13 protein-coding genes are annotated in these 12986 nt (G+C 54.4%); 7 read left to right on the forward strand and 6 right to left on the reverse strand.

Annotated elements, in window-relative coordinates; genetic code table 11:
- Positions 1-3: 3 nt before the first annotated feature.
- Positions 4-375, reverse strand: a complete 372-nt coding sequence (locus NYR02_RS13970) for a gamma-butyrobetaine hydroxylase family protein (RefSeq protein ID WP_260976966.1) — start codon at positions 373-375, stop codon at positions 4-6.
- Positions 376-517: 142 nt separating this feature from the next.
- Between NYR02_RS13970 and NYR02_RS13975 the strand changes: the two genes are divergently transcribed.
- Positions 518-2152, forward strand: coding sequence for a methyl-accepting chemotaxis protein (locus NYR02_RS13975; RefSeq protein ID WP_260976967.1), 1635 nt, complete (start codon positions 518-520; stop codon positions 2150-2152).
- A gap of 145 nt (positions 2153-2297) precedes the next feature.
- Here the strand turns inward: NYR02_RS13975 and hslU are convergent, their stop codons facing one another.
- Both hslU and hslV read right to left on the reverse strand, forming a co-directional pair.
- Positions 2298-3647 (reverse strand): ATP-dependent protease ATPase subunit HslU, encoded by a 1350-nt coding sequence (gene hslU / locus NYR02_RS13980; protein ID WP_260976968.1) that lies wholly within the window; start codon positions 3645-3647, stop codon positions 2298-2300.
- A complete protein-coding gene (gene hslV / locus NYR02_RS13985; RefSeq protein ID WP_260976969.1) occupies positions 3644-4180 on the reverse strand; it encodes an ATP-dependent protease subunit HslV in 537 nt (178 codons plus the stop codon). Before hslV ends, hslU begins: the two co-directional genes overlap by 4 nt.
- 157 nt (positions 4181-4337) lie before the next feature.
- Between hslV and NYR02_RS13990 the strand changes: the two genes are divergently transcribed.
- A complete protein-coding gene (locus NYR02_RS13990) occupies positions 4338-4829 on the forward strand; it encodes an FKBP-type peptidyl-prolyl cis-trans isomerase (RefSeq protein WP_260976970.1) in 492 nt (163 codons plus the stop codon).
- A 91-nt stretch (positions 4830-4920) separates the two neighbouring features.
- On the opposite strand, the gene NYR02_RS13995 is transcribed toward NYR02_RS13990, so the two are convergent.
- Positions 4921-5319, reverse strand: a complete 399-nt coding sequence (locus NYR02_RS13995) for a hypothetical protein (RefSeq protein WP_260976971.1) — start codon at positions 5317-5319, stop codon at positions 4921-4923.
- A gap of 116 nt (positions 5320-5435) precedes the next feature.
- Between NYR02_RS13995 and NYR02_RS14000 the strand changes: the two genes are divergently transcribed.
- From NYR02_RS14000 to NYR02_RS14010, 3 genes are all read left to right on the forward strand, one after another.
- The gene (locus NYR02_RS14000) at positions 5436-6014 is read left to right on the forward strand and encodes an LPP20 family lipoprotein (RefSeq protein WP_260976972.1); all 579 of its coding nucleotides are present in this window, start codon (positions 5436-5438) and stop codon (positions 6012-6014) included.
- A 70-nt stretch (positions 6015-6084) separates the two neighbouring features.
- A complete protein-coding gene (locus tag NYR02_RS14005) occupies positions 6085-7641 on the forward strand; it encodes a hypothetical protein (protein WP_260976973.1) in 1557 nt (518 codons plus the stop codon).
- A gap of 99 nt (positions 7642-7740) precedes the next feature.
- A complete protein-coding gene (locus NYR02_RS14010) occupies positions 7741-8388 on the forward strand; it encodes an MBL fold metallo-hydrolase (RefSeq protein WP_260976974.1) in 648 nt (215 codons plus the stop codon).
- Positions 8389-8487: 99 nt separating this feature from the next.
- Here NYR02_RS14010 and NYR02_RS14015 read toward each other — a convergent pair whose 3' ends face one another.
- Positions 8488-9048, reverse strand: a complete 561-nt coding sequence (locus tag NYR02_RS14015; protein WP_260976975.1) for a hypothetical protein — start codon at positions 9046-9048, stop codon at positions 8488-8490.
- Between the two features lie 263 nt (positions 9049-9311).
- Between NYR02_RS14015 and NYR02_RS14020 the strand changes: the two genes are divergently transcribed.
- Positions 9312-10148, forward strand: a complete 837-nt coding sequence (locus tag NYR02_RS14020; protein ID WP_260976976.1) for a hypothetical protein — start codon at positions 9312-9314, stop codon at positions 10146-10148.
- Positions 10149-10383: 235 nt separating this feature from the next.
- On the opposite strand, the gene rpmE is transcribed toward NYR02_RS14020, so the two are convergent.
- Positions 10384-10593 (reverse strand): 50S ribosomal protein L31, encoded by a 210-nt coding sequence (rpmE, locus tag NYR02_RS14025; RefSeq protein WP_260976977.1) that lies wholly within the window; start codon positions 10591-10593, stop codon positions 10384-10386.
- Between the two features lie 142 nt (positions 10594-10735).
- Between rpmE and NYR02_RS14030 the strand changes: the two genes are divergently transcribed.
- Positions 10736-12946: a primosomal protein N' gene (locus NYR02_RS14030; RefSeq protein WP_260976978.1), complete on the forward strand. Its 2211-nt coding sequence runs from the start codon at positions 10736-10738 to the stop codon at positions 12944-12946.
- The last annotated feature ends 40 nt before the right edge of the window (positions 12947-12986 follow it).

Here is a 12986-nt window from a genome sequence, read left to right on the forward strand (position 1 = left end):
CGTTTACAGGGCTTTAAAGTTGATTTGCGCACTTTCGCGGCTTTTTCCGGCCTGTTGCAGGCGCTGCAGGTAATCTGTCCACAGTTCATCACGATGTGTACATAAATGATAGAGATAACTCCAGTCGTACAGACCTGAGTCATGGCCGTCGTCAAATACCAGTTTCAATGCGTAATTGCCGGCGGGTTCAATACGCAGCAATACCACGTCTTTCTTACCACTCTGTAACACGCCATTACCGACACCGTGACCACGAACTTCCGCCGAGGGCGAATACACCCGTAAAAATTCATACGGCAGTTCATAGCACTGTTCGCCATAGGTCAGCTGCAAGCAATGGCTGACTTTTTTAACTTTTATCGCATTTGGAATCACTGTTGTGCCACTCCGGGAATAGGGGTAGCGGGCAGATCAGATAAAGCGCGCTACACTTTTATATCAGGCATACATGGTGTGTCGTAGTGTCAGGCTCTGGTTGTACCTGATGTAGTTTACTATCGGTGAGATTAAGCTGCCTATGAATTATTTACGCAACATCAGTATCCGTGCCCGTTTGTGGGTAATCCTCAGTGCCGCCATTATCTGTGTACTGCTGGTTCAGTTACAGTCAATGCAGCACATATATGAAACCATCAGAGATGCAAAACAACTGGCGGTAAAGCAACAGGTCGACAGTGCCTACAGTCTGATTGATCATTATTACCAGCGAAGCCAACAAGGCATGGCGGTCGAAGAAGCACAAACCCTGGCCAAAGACGCAATTCGCGAACTACGTTACAACGGCAATGAATACTTCTGGGTTAACGACTCGGTTCCGGTCGTGGTGGTGCATGGCGCAAAAGCCGAAATGGAAGGTAAAAACGTTAACGATATTAAAGACTCCAACGGTCTGTATTTGTTCCGTGAAATAGTTAAAGCCGCAAAAAGTAAAGCCGATGGCAACTACGTTCATTACTATTGGCCCAAAGCCGGCAGCTCCAAACCGGTTGCCAAAGTCAGTTATGTTAAACAATTCAAACCCTGGGACTGGATTGTCGGTACGGGTGTCTATACCGATGATGTGATGACCATATTCTGGGAAAGCGCCGTTCAGCAAATCGTAACCAGCGCCGCTTTTATTATTCTGCTGATTGTCGTCATCATGTTCGTATCCGGCAGTATCCGCACGCCGCTGCAGGCCATTACCAATGCAATGAACGATATTGCCCGCGGCGAAGGGGATCTGACCCAACGCCTGCCGGCGAAAGGACAGGATGAAATCACCATCATTGCTCAGGCCTTTAATACGTTTATTGGCCAGATCCATAAAGTCGTCAGTGAAAGTAAAACCGCGTCTGAATTACTGGCGCAACTGACCCGCGAAATTGCCACCGTAAGCAGTGCCACGCGCAGACTCACTGACGATCAACTGCAACAGACAGACCTGGCGGCAACCGGCTCTAACGAAATGAGTCAGACCATCCACGAGGTGGCGGGTAACGCCGAACGCGCAGCCGCCGCAGCGCGTGAAGTCGACGAAAGTGCACGCAGTGGTATGAAAACCATGCAAAGCACTCAAAACAGCATCGGTAATCTGGCGGACAATATTCAAAAGTCCTGTCAGGTCATTCAGGGACTGCAAAGTGAGACTGACGCCATTGGTTCGGTGCTGGATGTTATCCGTGGCATCGCCGAGCAAACCAACCTGCTGGCACTGAATGCAGCGATCGAAGCCGCCCGTGCTGGCGAGCAGGGCCGTGGTTTCGCGGTGGTTGCCGATGAGGTACGAACCCTTGCCTCGCGTACCCAGGAATCCACCGAAGAAATTAATAAAATGATTTCGCGTCTGCAGGAACAAGCCGCCAGCGCGGTGCATTCAATGGAAGAAAATGTCAAAAATTCAGAATCAACCTCCGCAACATCACAGCAGGCGCTGGATGCCATTTCGACCATCAGCAGTACCGTCAGCACGATTACCGAAATGAATCTGAGCATTGCCAGTGCCGTAGAAGAACAAAGTGCCGCCGCTAACGAAATCAGCGGTAACGTGGTACGTATTGCGGAGTCATCCGGGAATATTGCCGACAATATGGTAAAAACCGATCAGTACGGTCAGAAACTGTCCGACAGCAGTGATGCACTGGTCAAACTGATTGAGCGCTTTAGAATTTAGAGAGTTTTGACCGCAACCAATAAAAAAGGGAGGCCCGTAATGGTGCCTCCCTTTTTGCGTTAAGGTCCCTCTGAATCGTTCAGTGCCCGCTTCGGCAGAATGATTCAAAGGTGCCTAAGGCGCCTCTGAGTAATTCACGTTGGTCTCAGAGAATAAACTGGCTCAGATCCTGATCACGGGCCAGATCGCCCAATTGCTTCTCAACATACGCGGCATCGATATTAACCGCTTCGGTCATATCGGTAGCATCAAAAGAAACCTGCTCGAGCAGACGTTCCATAATGGTATGCAGACGACGGGCACCAATATTTTCGGTGCTCTCATTCACTTCAAACGCAATTTCTGCCAGACGCTTAATGGCATCGGCGGTGAAATCCACGTCCAGACCTTCGGTTTTAAGCAGCGCTTTATATTGTTCGGTCAGCGATGCTTTCGGCTCGGTCAGAATACGTTTGAAATCGTCCGGAGTCAGAGCTTCCAGCTCAACCCGGATTGGCAGACGCCCCTGCAGTTCCGGAATCAGATCCGACGGTTTAGCCAGGTGGAACGCACCGGAGGCAATAAACAGAATATGATCGGTTTTGACCATGCCGTATTTGGTGCTTACGGTGCAGCCTTCGATTAACGGCAGCAAATCACGCTGCACGCCTTCACGCGAGACATCGCCACCGGAACCACTTTCGTGACGCTTGGCGACTTTATCAATTTCGTCGATAAAGACGATGCCATTTTGCTCGACCAGCTCCAGCGCCCGCGCTTTCAGCTCGTCCATATTCAGCATTTTTGCCGCTTCTTCATCGCGCAGCTGCTTAAAGGCTTCTTTGATTTTTAGTTTACGCTTGTTTTTCTTTTCGCCGCCCATGCTGGAGAACATGTTCTGCAGCTGGCTGGTCATTTCTTCCATGCCCGGAGGAGCCATAATTTCCACGCCGACATTAACCTGCGCCAGATCGACTTCAATTTCTTTATCGTCTAACTGACCTTCGCGCAGCTTTTTACGGAAAACCTGACGGGTGGCACTGTCTTCCGCTTTCGGTTCTTCGGTGGTGTCCCAGCTTGTTGTCGCAGTACTGGAGCGCGCCGGTGGCAACAGCACATCGAGAATGCGCTCTTCCGCCGCCAGCTCAGCACGGCTGGAAACTTTCACCATTTCCTGCTCACGCAGCAATTTCAGACCGGTTTCGGTCAGATCGCGGATAATGGATTCCACGTCTTTACCGACATAACCCACTTCGGTGAATTTGGTCGCTTCCACTTTGATAAAAGGCGCATTGGCCAGCTTGGCCAGACGACGGGCAATTTCGGTTTTACCGACACCGGTCGGGCCAATCATCAGAATGTTTTTAGGCGTGACTTCATCGCGCAGCTCGGGTTGCAGCTGCATACGACGCCAGCGGTTACGCAGGGCAATCGCGACCGCGCGCTTGGCGTTGTGCTGGCCAATAATATGGCGATCTAACTCGTGAACAATTTCACGTGGGGTCATCTGGCTCATTGATTACTCTCCGCCTTCAGTTCTTCAATCGTCAGATTCGCGTTGGTGAAGACGCAGATATCCGCCGCGATGTTCAGACTTTTTTCCACAATTTCACGCGCACTGAGGTCGCTGTTTTCCAGCAAAGCACGGGCTGATGCCAGCGCATAATTACCACCGGAGCCTACGCCAATCAGATCGTTTTCCGGCTGCAGCACATCGCCGTTACCGGTAATAATCAGCGAGGCGGTATGGTCGGCCACCGCCAGAATAGCTTCAAGTTTGCGCAGCGCACGGTCGGAACGCCATTCTTTGGCCAGCTCCACCGCGGCGCGGGTCAGTTGACCGTGATGCTTTTGTAATTGCGCTTCAAACTTTTCAAACAGGGTGAAGGCATCCGCCGTTCCCCCGGCAAACCCGGCCAGCACCTGATCGTTGTACAAGCGCCGCACCTTACGGGCATTACCTTTCATTACGGTATTGCCCAGAGAAACCTGCCCGTCACCGCCTATTACCACGTCGTTACCACGGCGTACGGATACAATAGTTGTCATGAAAATTTCCTGCTTTCTGATGCACGAATAAGCGATATGGGGGCCACGGCGAACAAATCAAGTCGCGAGCCGGATAACCCTTGGTCACATGGTGGTGTTGCCAAAGACCGGGCCGGAACCGATACTCGCGCCTTTTAATATTGACGGGGAAGCCATCATGACCATCGCCAACGATACCGTGGTACAGCTGCACTACAGTCTGTTCGACGAACAGGACCAACTGATTGAAAGCACGAACAAAGATGCCGGCGGCGAAGCCATCGCTTATCTGCACGGCCACGGCAATATGATTGCTGGTTTCGAGCAGGCGGTTGCCGGTAAAGAAGCCGGTGAGCATGTCAGCATCACCCTGACGCCGGATCAGGCTTATGGTGAACGCCAGGCAGAGGCTGTGGCGCGTGTGCCGGTCAAGCATTTACAGGGCGCGAAAAACTGGAAGAAAGGCATGGTCGCCTGGGTAGAAACCGAACAGGGCACCCGGCAGGTGACCATTGTTAAAGTGGGTCGCTTTATGGCCGACGTCGACACCAACCATCCACTGGCTGGCAAGACGCTGAAATTCGAAGTGGATATCGTTGCCGTACGCGCCGCCACCGCCGAAGAAATTGCCCACAAGCACGCCCACGGTGCCGGCGGCCACCAGCACTGACCGGCGACTGAACCCGAGCTGAATAAGCGGTAGCGGAATTTATTGTTCCGTAATGGTTCCGCTAACGCTTATCCGGCCTGTTTTTTAACCATTAATGGCTTTCCAGCCAGACATAATATTCATCACGCTGAGCGTCATACCAGGTATCACGGATGCGCGCCTTTACCGTTACGCCGCTGACCTTTTCAAGGGTTTCTTTATTCAGGCTGACGCTGCTGGCATCGTTGCGCATGCGTTCGGATAAATAAGACACGCTGCTTATTTCTACGCCCTGCTGCGCGGCAAGCCGCTCACGCGCTCGCATCAGCGCACATTGCTCCTGCGCATAGCGACCTTTGATATTGAATCCACAGGACGCCACCACGCCACTTCCCGGATTCATAATCCAGTCTGGTGCTCCGCCGTTTCGCGGTTGTCCTGCACAGCCACCAAGCAGCAATGCCGCCATCAGCAACCACGCCGACAGCCCTGTTTTTTTCATCATTGACACGTCTCACATCCTCCATAATCCCGTGTGGCATTTTGCCATAGCATCCGCTATTCTCGGCACACCTTTTATAGCAGTTTACTTTTATTAAACCGCTCATTTCATTCAAGGAGAGGAAGATGAAACTTCGCGCTTTATTCGCTGTAGCGACGACCACCCTGCTGGTCGCCTGTGCTTCTAACCAACCAACTCAAGCCCCGGTAGCCAGCTGCGTATTCGCCGATGGTTCTGGCCAGGCCGCTCCTGAGTGGGTGTGTGGCGCTCCGGTTGATGGTCTGGATCTGTCTGCTGTTGGTTACGCTGACAAATCTGCTGCCGGCCCTAACTTCATGAAGCAAATGGCTGCTACCGCTGCCCGTGTTGAACTGGCACAAACCATGAAAGTGGAAGTGCAGAACATGATCAAACAGTACGCCGAAACCACCGGTACCGGTGATTCTGAAACCGTTGATCGTGTTAATACTTCTGTAACCAAACAGCTCACCAAAGAAACTCTGGTCGGTTCTAAAATCTTCCGTCAGATGCCAACCCCAAGCGGCGGTATCGTAGTTCTGGTTGGTCTGGATGCTGACACCGTTAATAAACTGGCGGAACAGGCAATCAAAACCTCTATGAACAATGAACGTGCCCTGTGGCAGAAATTCCAGGCCGAGAAGTCTTTTGACGAACTGGCTTCTGAAATTTCCAACATGCAGTAAGCGTTTAACGCTGTTGCACGATCATAATAAGAAGCCGGCATTCGCCGGCTTTTTTATGCGAGGAATCCCGATGAAATTTCCAGCAAGACTGCCCATTTACCTCTGCGTATTACCAGCACTGTGTCTGCCCCTGAACGCCAGCGCCGAGTCTGAATATGAACAATGGTTAAAAAAAACCCGTGGTGATTTTCAAACCTATCTGGATGAAAACGACAAAGCCTTTATTCAGTTTCTGCAGCAGAAATGGCAACCGGTTGATGTAAAGCCTGCCGAGCAGCGTGATCCTGAACCCAAGCCTGTCGATCTGCCGGAAATTCCGGATTCTGCCAAGCCGGATGCCAAACCTGCAGTAGATGACACCCCCAAAGTAACATTGCCCAAATTGCCGCCGGTCGCCGAAGTTCCTGCCCCCAAACCACCGGCTCCGGAGCTGATAAAACCACCACTGGCCAAGCCGCCGGTTAGCGAAAAGCCAGCCACTGAAAAACCGGCTATTGATAAACCGGTAGCAGAGAAGCCCGCGAAAAAACCTCCGCTCAGCGGTCCGGTAGTGCGTTTCGGGTTTTACGGTAACTCAGTCGAGATTCCGTACAACGCCAAATTCAAACGCAATTTCAGCGGTAAAATTAATAACGAAAAAATTGCCGCTTACTGGCAGCAACTGGCCAGTGCCGAGCACAAACCAACGGTGCAGGCATTGCAGGCCGAAGCACAGCGTCTGGGTCTGAATGACTGGGGCAGCGCGCAGCTGTTTGATCAGTTTGCCCGCTCCCTGCATAAAGACAGCACCAGCCGCAAACTGACCAGCTGGTTCCTGCTGGTAAAAGCCGGTTACGATGCCCGCGTCGCTTATAACGACAAAGTTCATCTGCTGCTGACGTCTGAACAGGAAATGTTTGGCGTGACCTTTTTCCGTCTCGGCAATAAAAAATATTACGCCATCAACCTGAATGAAAAAGCACTGAAGCCCGGCAAAGTATTTACCTACGAAGGCCAGCATGATGAAGGCTCGCGCGCCCTCGACTTCAGCCAGCCCAATCGCTTTGCCATTGGCGGCAGTGAAGAACAGCGCCAGCTTAAATTTAAATACCGCGATCAGTCGTACACCATCAACGTGGCCTACCCTGAACGCTTTGTCAGTTACTTCAGCAGCTTCCCGCAGCTGTCGTTGCCGAACTATTTCAAAGCCGGCTTACCGGCCGTCACCAGCGAATCGCTGCTCAATCAGTTGCGTCCGGTGGTCGCCGGGAAAAGCGAACAGGAAGCGGTGAATCACCTGCTGCGTTTCGTGCAGACCGCTTTTGCCTATCAGACGGACGATGAGCAGTTCCACGAGGAAAATTATCTGTTCCCGCTGGAAACCCTGCACTACCCCTACTCCGATTGCGAAGACCGCGCCGCGCTGTTTGCCTGGCTGACCGAATCGCTTTTGGGGCTGGATGTCGTGATCCTCGATTACCCGGGCCATGTTGCCACCGCCGTGGCCTTTAACGGCGGCGTACAGGGCGACAGCTGGAGCTGGCAGGGTAAGCGCTACACCATCGCCGATCCGACCTACGTCAATGCCGATGCCGGTGTGACCATGCCGCAGTTTGCCGGGGTAAAACCGAAAATCATGGCCTTCTGATCGACACTTTGCTGCACCAACGGGAGAAGCCTGCGGGCTTCTCCCATCCCTCCCGTTAGGCTACCCTTGCGCCTTTACTGCAAACCAGAGCGCCTGTTCATGTCTTTATCCGTCGCCATTGTTCCCGTTACCGCCTTTGCCCAAAACTGCTCCATCCTCATGTGCAACACCACCAAAGCCGCCGCCATCGTCGATCCGGGTGGCGATATTGAGCGCATTGTGCAGCAGGTAAATGCCATGGGAGCCAAAGCCGAAAAAATTCTGCTGACCCACGCCCATATCGATCATGCCGGTGGCACTGCCGAACTGGCGCGCCGCCTGAGCCTGCCGATTGAAGGCCCGCAGGAAGGCGATCTGTTCTGGATTCAGGGACTGCCGCAACAATCGGCGATGTTTGGTTTCCCGCAAGCCGAGATCTTTACCCCCGACCGCTGGCTTAACGATGGCGATAAAGTTCAGGTCGGAGAGGTTGAGCTGGATGTGATTCACTGCCCCGGACACACGCCGGGCCATGTGGTGTTTTACAGCGCCGCTGACCAGCTGGCGATTGTGGGTGATGTGATTTTTCAGGGCTCCATCGGCCGCACCGATTTCCCCAAGGGCAACCATGCCGAGCTGGTGTCTTCCATCCGCGACAAGCTGTTCCCGCTGGGTGACGACATTACGTTTATTCCCGGCCACGGCCCGGAATCAACCTTTGGCCACGAACGCCGAACCAATCCCTTTGTTTCCGACCATCGCGGCTGATCAGCGCTGCCGTATAAAATACAGCACATAAAAAAACGGCGTACAGTGCACGCCGTTTTTATCAGGGCCTGTTAAAGCCTGCGGGTAATCACTCCGCCTTCAGTTAAACACCGGCACCGGTTCACCCCGGTCGGGCAGCGGCGTAGCTTCTACTTTTGGCAGCTCAGAGGTCTGCAGCCGCGATAAGCGATTCATGCGCGCCCGGCTTTCCGCCAGCGCCTCATTCATCTGCTCATCGTAGATGTCCAGCCAGGTACGTGATCCCGGCACCATACGCGCCAGATCGCGCATGCCTTGCTTCAACGCGTTCAGATGCAGCTGATAGCTCTTTTCCTGCTCCAGCATCAACGCTTTAAACGCCGTGGCGTTGCTACTGTCGAGAATGTTTTTGGTATCTACCAGATTCTGCTCATGGGTAATGGCAGCCTCTTTCAGAATCTCGACATCACGCTCCAGCTTGGCAAAGCTTTTAATGTCGGCATACGCCACATCCGGCTGCATAACTTTAACCACTGCAATGGTTACCGCTACCGAAATTGCCACTACCGCCAGAATCGCGATCACCATCAGCACAACCCGATTGGTGGATACCGTGTCTTCCAGCATCGCCAGACGCTGAGCTTCGCTCAGTTCTTCTTCGCCTTCTTCATGTTTTGGCACAAAAATCTCTCTATATACAAATGGCAGGATAAGTTTAGTAACAGATCGGCCACTACGCCAATCAGCCAGCACCGATGAATGCCGTAAACAAGGTGGCCGTCATACAGCGGTCATCTGGCCGCTGCAATCTCATCGCAACCGCTCTGACAACATTGGCGCACTCATCGTTCATGACATGGAGATTCGCCGCTTCGCCTGATTGCCGCCATCAACCGGGAGGAAGAGGATGTCAGCAGTATTTCATCGCCTGAAGGAGCTAAACGATGACACCGAACACACACGCTTCCGCCATGGCAGATCCAGAACTCTCCAGCGCCAGACAGCTGCTCGGTACTTTGAGCAAACAGCCGCAGGATATCGAAGCCGCCTACCAACATCAGATACGCCATACCGCCAGCCTGCTGCTGCAACCGAACGGGGCCGACGAACACCAGCAACTCAGCCAGACGCTGATTCAACTGATGGAAGCCCGCCGCTGTCTGCTGAGCGAAACCAACCCTGCGGCCACTGCCACGGTACTGCCGACGCAAAGCCATACCAGCAAAAACCAGCAGCACACAATCAGCGCTCAGCGGACGAACAACAACACGATGACTACAGCCCAACCGTTAACGCTGGTTATCGGCTTTCTGTTGCTGTTCAGTGCCGTGGCTGCAGCCTTGTTCAGCCAGCAGCAGCATATTAATGGCCTGCAGCAACAGCTCCTGAGCCAGCAACAGAGTCTGCAATTCAGCCAGCAGCAACTGGCGCAGCAGTTAACCGTACAACAGCAGGAACGGGCTGAATGGCGGCATACGCAGCAGGAATACCAACACCAAATCACTGCCGCACAGCAGCAGTTACTGGCTCAGCAGCAACAAGCCAGTGCGCAACAACAGGAGTGGCAGCAACGTCTGGCCAATGTGGATAAAGCACTGGCGCTGGAACAACGCGAAGGCGATGCCCTGCAGCAGCGGATTAACCGCCTTAGCCGGGTATCGGAAGAATTGATTGCCAACCTGTGCACCGACAGTGCTGCCGTTGGCCCCGCGGTCGGCCTGACGATCTATGCGCAATATATGCAGCGCTGTCAGCAAAGCTGGGAACTGGCGGCGCAGTGAGAGCAGATGTCGGATGTCGGATGTCGGATGTCGGATGTCGGGCATCAAAGCGAAGTATGGAGCGAAGCTTAACGCGCTTCAGTGCGGCCCGCAGGGGGCCCGCCATGGACGGCGGGCATAGCATCAACGCCGGGAGCGTTGATCAACATTGCGCAGCAATGGCCCGCAGGGTGACCGCCACGGAGGGCGGGCATAAAAAAACCCGCACAAGGCGGGTTTTTTCGGTTCGGTCTTCTTACTTCTTGAAGGCACCGAAACGCTTGTTGAAACGGTCAATACGGCCGCCAGTATCAACAACTTTCTGCTTACCGGTGTAAAACGGGTGGCATGCAGAACACACGTCCAGGTACATAGAACCAGGCTTAGTGGATTTGGTTTTGATCACGTTACCACAGGAGCAAGTTGCTTCCAGAGCAGCGTACTCAGGATGAATACCTTCTTTCATGGGACACCTCTTGGGTCTTCACGCCGCCACTTGCGAATCTTCTCTTCACAAGTACCGCGCTACTGGATTACAAAAACTTGCCCTTGCATGGGCAATAAGGACGCGCATAATACCAGAGCCGACCTAAGCAGCAAGTCTTTTCATGTCCTTTTTTGTTGTCGAAATTGCTCTTCCCCTCCCGCTACGCCGCACTTTTGACTACTTGCCGCTGCCCGGAGAAACACCGGATCACTATCAGCCCGGCCAGCGTGTGCGTGTGGAGTTTGGCCGCCAGCTGCTGCTGGGCATCGTTCTCAGTAGCCGTAATCAGTCCGATGTCCCGACCAATAAGCTGAAACCGCTGTTGGCACGCCTTGACGATACCCCGCTTATTGATGAACACAGTCTGGCGCTGTGCCGCTGGCTCGCCGATTACTATCACCACAGCATGGGCGAAGTGCTGGAGCATATGCTTCCCACGATGCTGCGCCGTGGCTGTGAGCTGAGCGAGGCCGACGAACGGGTCTGGCTGAAGCAGGCCGACGAGCCGGCCAAACCGCTGCGCGGCAGCAAACAACAGGCGCTGTGGCAGTTATTTCAGCAGAGCCCGCAATGGCCACACAGCGAGCTGACGACTCAGGGCTTCAGCCTGGCGCAATTGCGCAGTCTGGCCGACGCCGGACTGATTGAAGAACGCCAGCAGCTGCCGCTGCCGCCGGCTATTCAGGAGAATCAGCGCTTTCACAGCCTGAATCCGCAGCAGCAGAGTGCTTTGAAGGCACTTGAGCCGGAACTGCATCACTTTCGCGCCTGCCTGCTCGAAGGCGTAACCGGCTCAGGTAAAACCGAGGTCTATCTGCGTCTGATCGAGCAGGTACTGGCGGCGGGCAAACAGGCTCTGGTGCTGGTACCGGAAATCGGTCTGACACCACAAACCGTACGCCGCTTTCAGGCGCGTTTTAATGTGCCCATCGCCATGCTGCATTCCGGCCTTAACGACCGCGAGCGTCTGCAGGGCTGGCGGCAGGCGAGTGAAGGCGGCGCACGCATTCTCATCGGCACCCGTTCGGCGGTATTCACGCCGATGCCCGACCTCGGCCTGATTATTCTCGACGAAGAACACGATGCCTCGTTCAAACAACAGGATGGCCTGCGCTATTCAGCACGCGATTTTGCTCTGGTGCGGGCCCACAAAGCGGGCGTGCCCATTGTGCTCGGTTCGGCTACACCCTCGCTGGAAACCCTGCACAACGCGCTCAGCGGTAAATACCTGCACCTGAAACTGAGCCAGCGCGCCGGGGATGCCAAAGCACCCAGCATGAAGCTGCACAGCATTCTGCATCAGCCGCTGACCGCCGGTTTCGCCCAACCCGTGCTGAACGCTATGCACAAACATATAAGTGACGGCAAACAGGTGCTGGTGTTTATTAACCGTCGCGGTTTTGCCCCACTGCTGGCCTGCCGCGATTGCGGCTGGATGGCCGAATGCCGCCGCTGTGATGCACGCCTGACGCTGCATCAATATCCGCCGCATCTGCATTGCCACCATTGCGATTTTCAGCAGGGAATTCCTGCAGTGTGTCCGCAATGTGGTGGGCAGCACGTTGAAGGTATTGGTCAGGGCACCGAGAAAATTCAGGATCAGCTCGCCGTGCTGTTCCCACAGGTGCCGGTGCGCCGGGTCGACCGTGACACCATCCGCAGTAAGCAGGCGTTCGATAATCTGTTCGACGATATTCACAGCGGCGGCCCCTGCATTCTGGTCGGCACCCAGATGCTGGCGAAAGGCCACCACTTTCCCGATGTCACTCTGGTGGTGGTGCTGGACGCCGACGCCGGCTTATTCAGCGCTGATTTCCGCGGTATGGAACACAGCGCGCAGTTAATCTGTCAGGTGGCCGGCCGTGCCGGACGCGAAGAAGCGCCGGGTGAAGTATGGATTCAGACCCTGTACGCCGACCATCCGCTGCTCAATCTGCTGCTCGACAGCGGCTACCACGCGCTGGCGCTGTCGTTATTACAGGAGCGCCAACAGCAGCAGCTGCCGCCGTACAGCCATATGGCGTTACTGCGCAGCGAATGCGAAGACCGCACACAGGCGCAGCAACTGCTGCAACAGGCGCGCGCCTTTGTGCAGCAATGGCTGCAAACCCACAGCGGCGCCAGCTGGCAGGCGCCGGTGACCCTGCTTGGCCCCTTCCCCGCCATTATGGAACGGCGCAATGGCCGCTTCCGTTTTCAGCTGCAGTTTTACGCTGCCGAACGCAGTGTGCTGCACCGTACCGCAGCGGCGCTGGTGCATTTTCTGGAGCAGCATAAGGGCTTATCAAAGGTGCGCTGGAATCTGGATATCGACCCCATCGATACCCTCTGAACAGACAGGCCGCAGACAGCCCGGCAAGACAGATATCGCG

The organism is Thalassolituus pacificus (genome assembly GCF_025318105.1).
GTDB lineage: Bacteria > Pseudomonadota > Gammaproteobacteria > Pseudomonadales > Oceanobacteraceae > Venatoribacter > Venatoribacter pacificus.

Coding starts and splice junctions, on each gene's coding strand:
- NYR02_RS14030 (WP_260976978.1), top strand. CDS start 10,736: ATGTCCTTTTTTGTTGTCGAAATTGCTCTTCCCCTCCCGCTACGCCGC.
- NYR02_RS14000 (WP_260976972.1), top strand. CDS start 5,436: ATGAAACTTCGCGCTTTATTCGCTGTAGCGACGACCACCCTGCTGGTC.
- NYR02_RS14005 (WP_260976973.1), top strand. CDS start 6,085: ATGAAATTTCCAGCAAGACTGCCCATTTACCTCTGCGTATTACCAGCA.
- hslU (WP_260976968.1), bottom strand. CDS start 3,647: ATGAGCCAGATGACCCCACGTGAAATTGTTCACGAGTTAGATCGCCAT.
- NYR02_RS13990 (WP_260976970.1), top strand. CDS start 4,338: ATGACCATCGCCAACGATACCGTGGTACAGCTGCACTACAGTCTGTTC.
- NYR02_RS14010 (WP_260976974.1), top strand. CDS start 7,741: ATGTCTTTATCCGTCGCCATTGTTCCCGTTACCGCCTTTGCCCAAAAC.
- hslV (WP_260976969.1), bottom strand. CDS start 4,180: ATGACAACTATTGTATCCGTACGCCGTGGTAACGACGTGGTAATAGGC.
- NYR02_RS14020 (WP_260976976.1), top strand. CDS start 9,312: ATGACACCGAACACACACGCTTCCGCCATGGCAGATCCAGAACTCTCC.
- rpmE (WP_260976977.1), bottom strand. CDS start 10,593: ATGAAAGAAGGTATTCATCCTGAGTACGCTGCTCTGGAAGCAACTTGC.
- NYR02_RS13975 (WP_260976967.1), top strand. CDS start 518: ATGAATTATTTACGCAACATCAGTATCCGTGCCCGTTTGTGGGTAATC.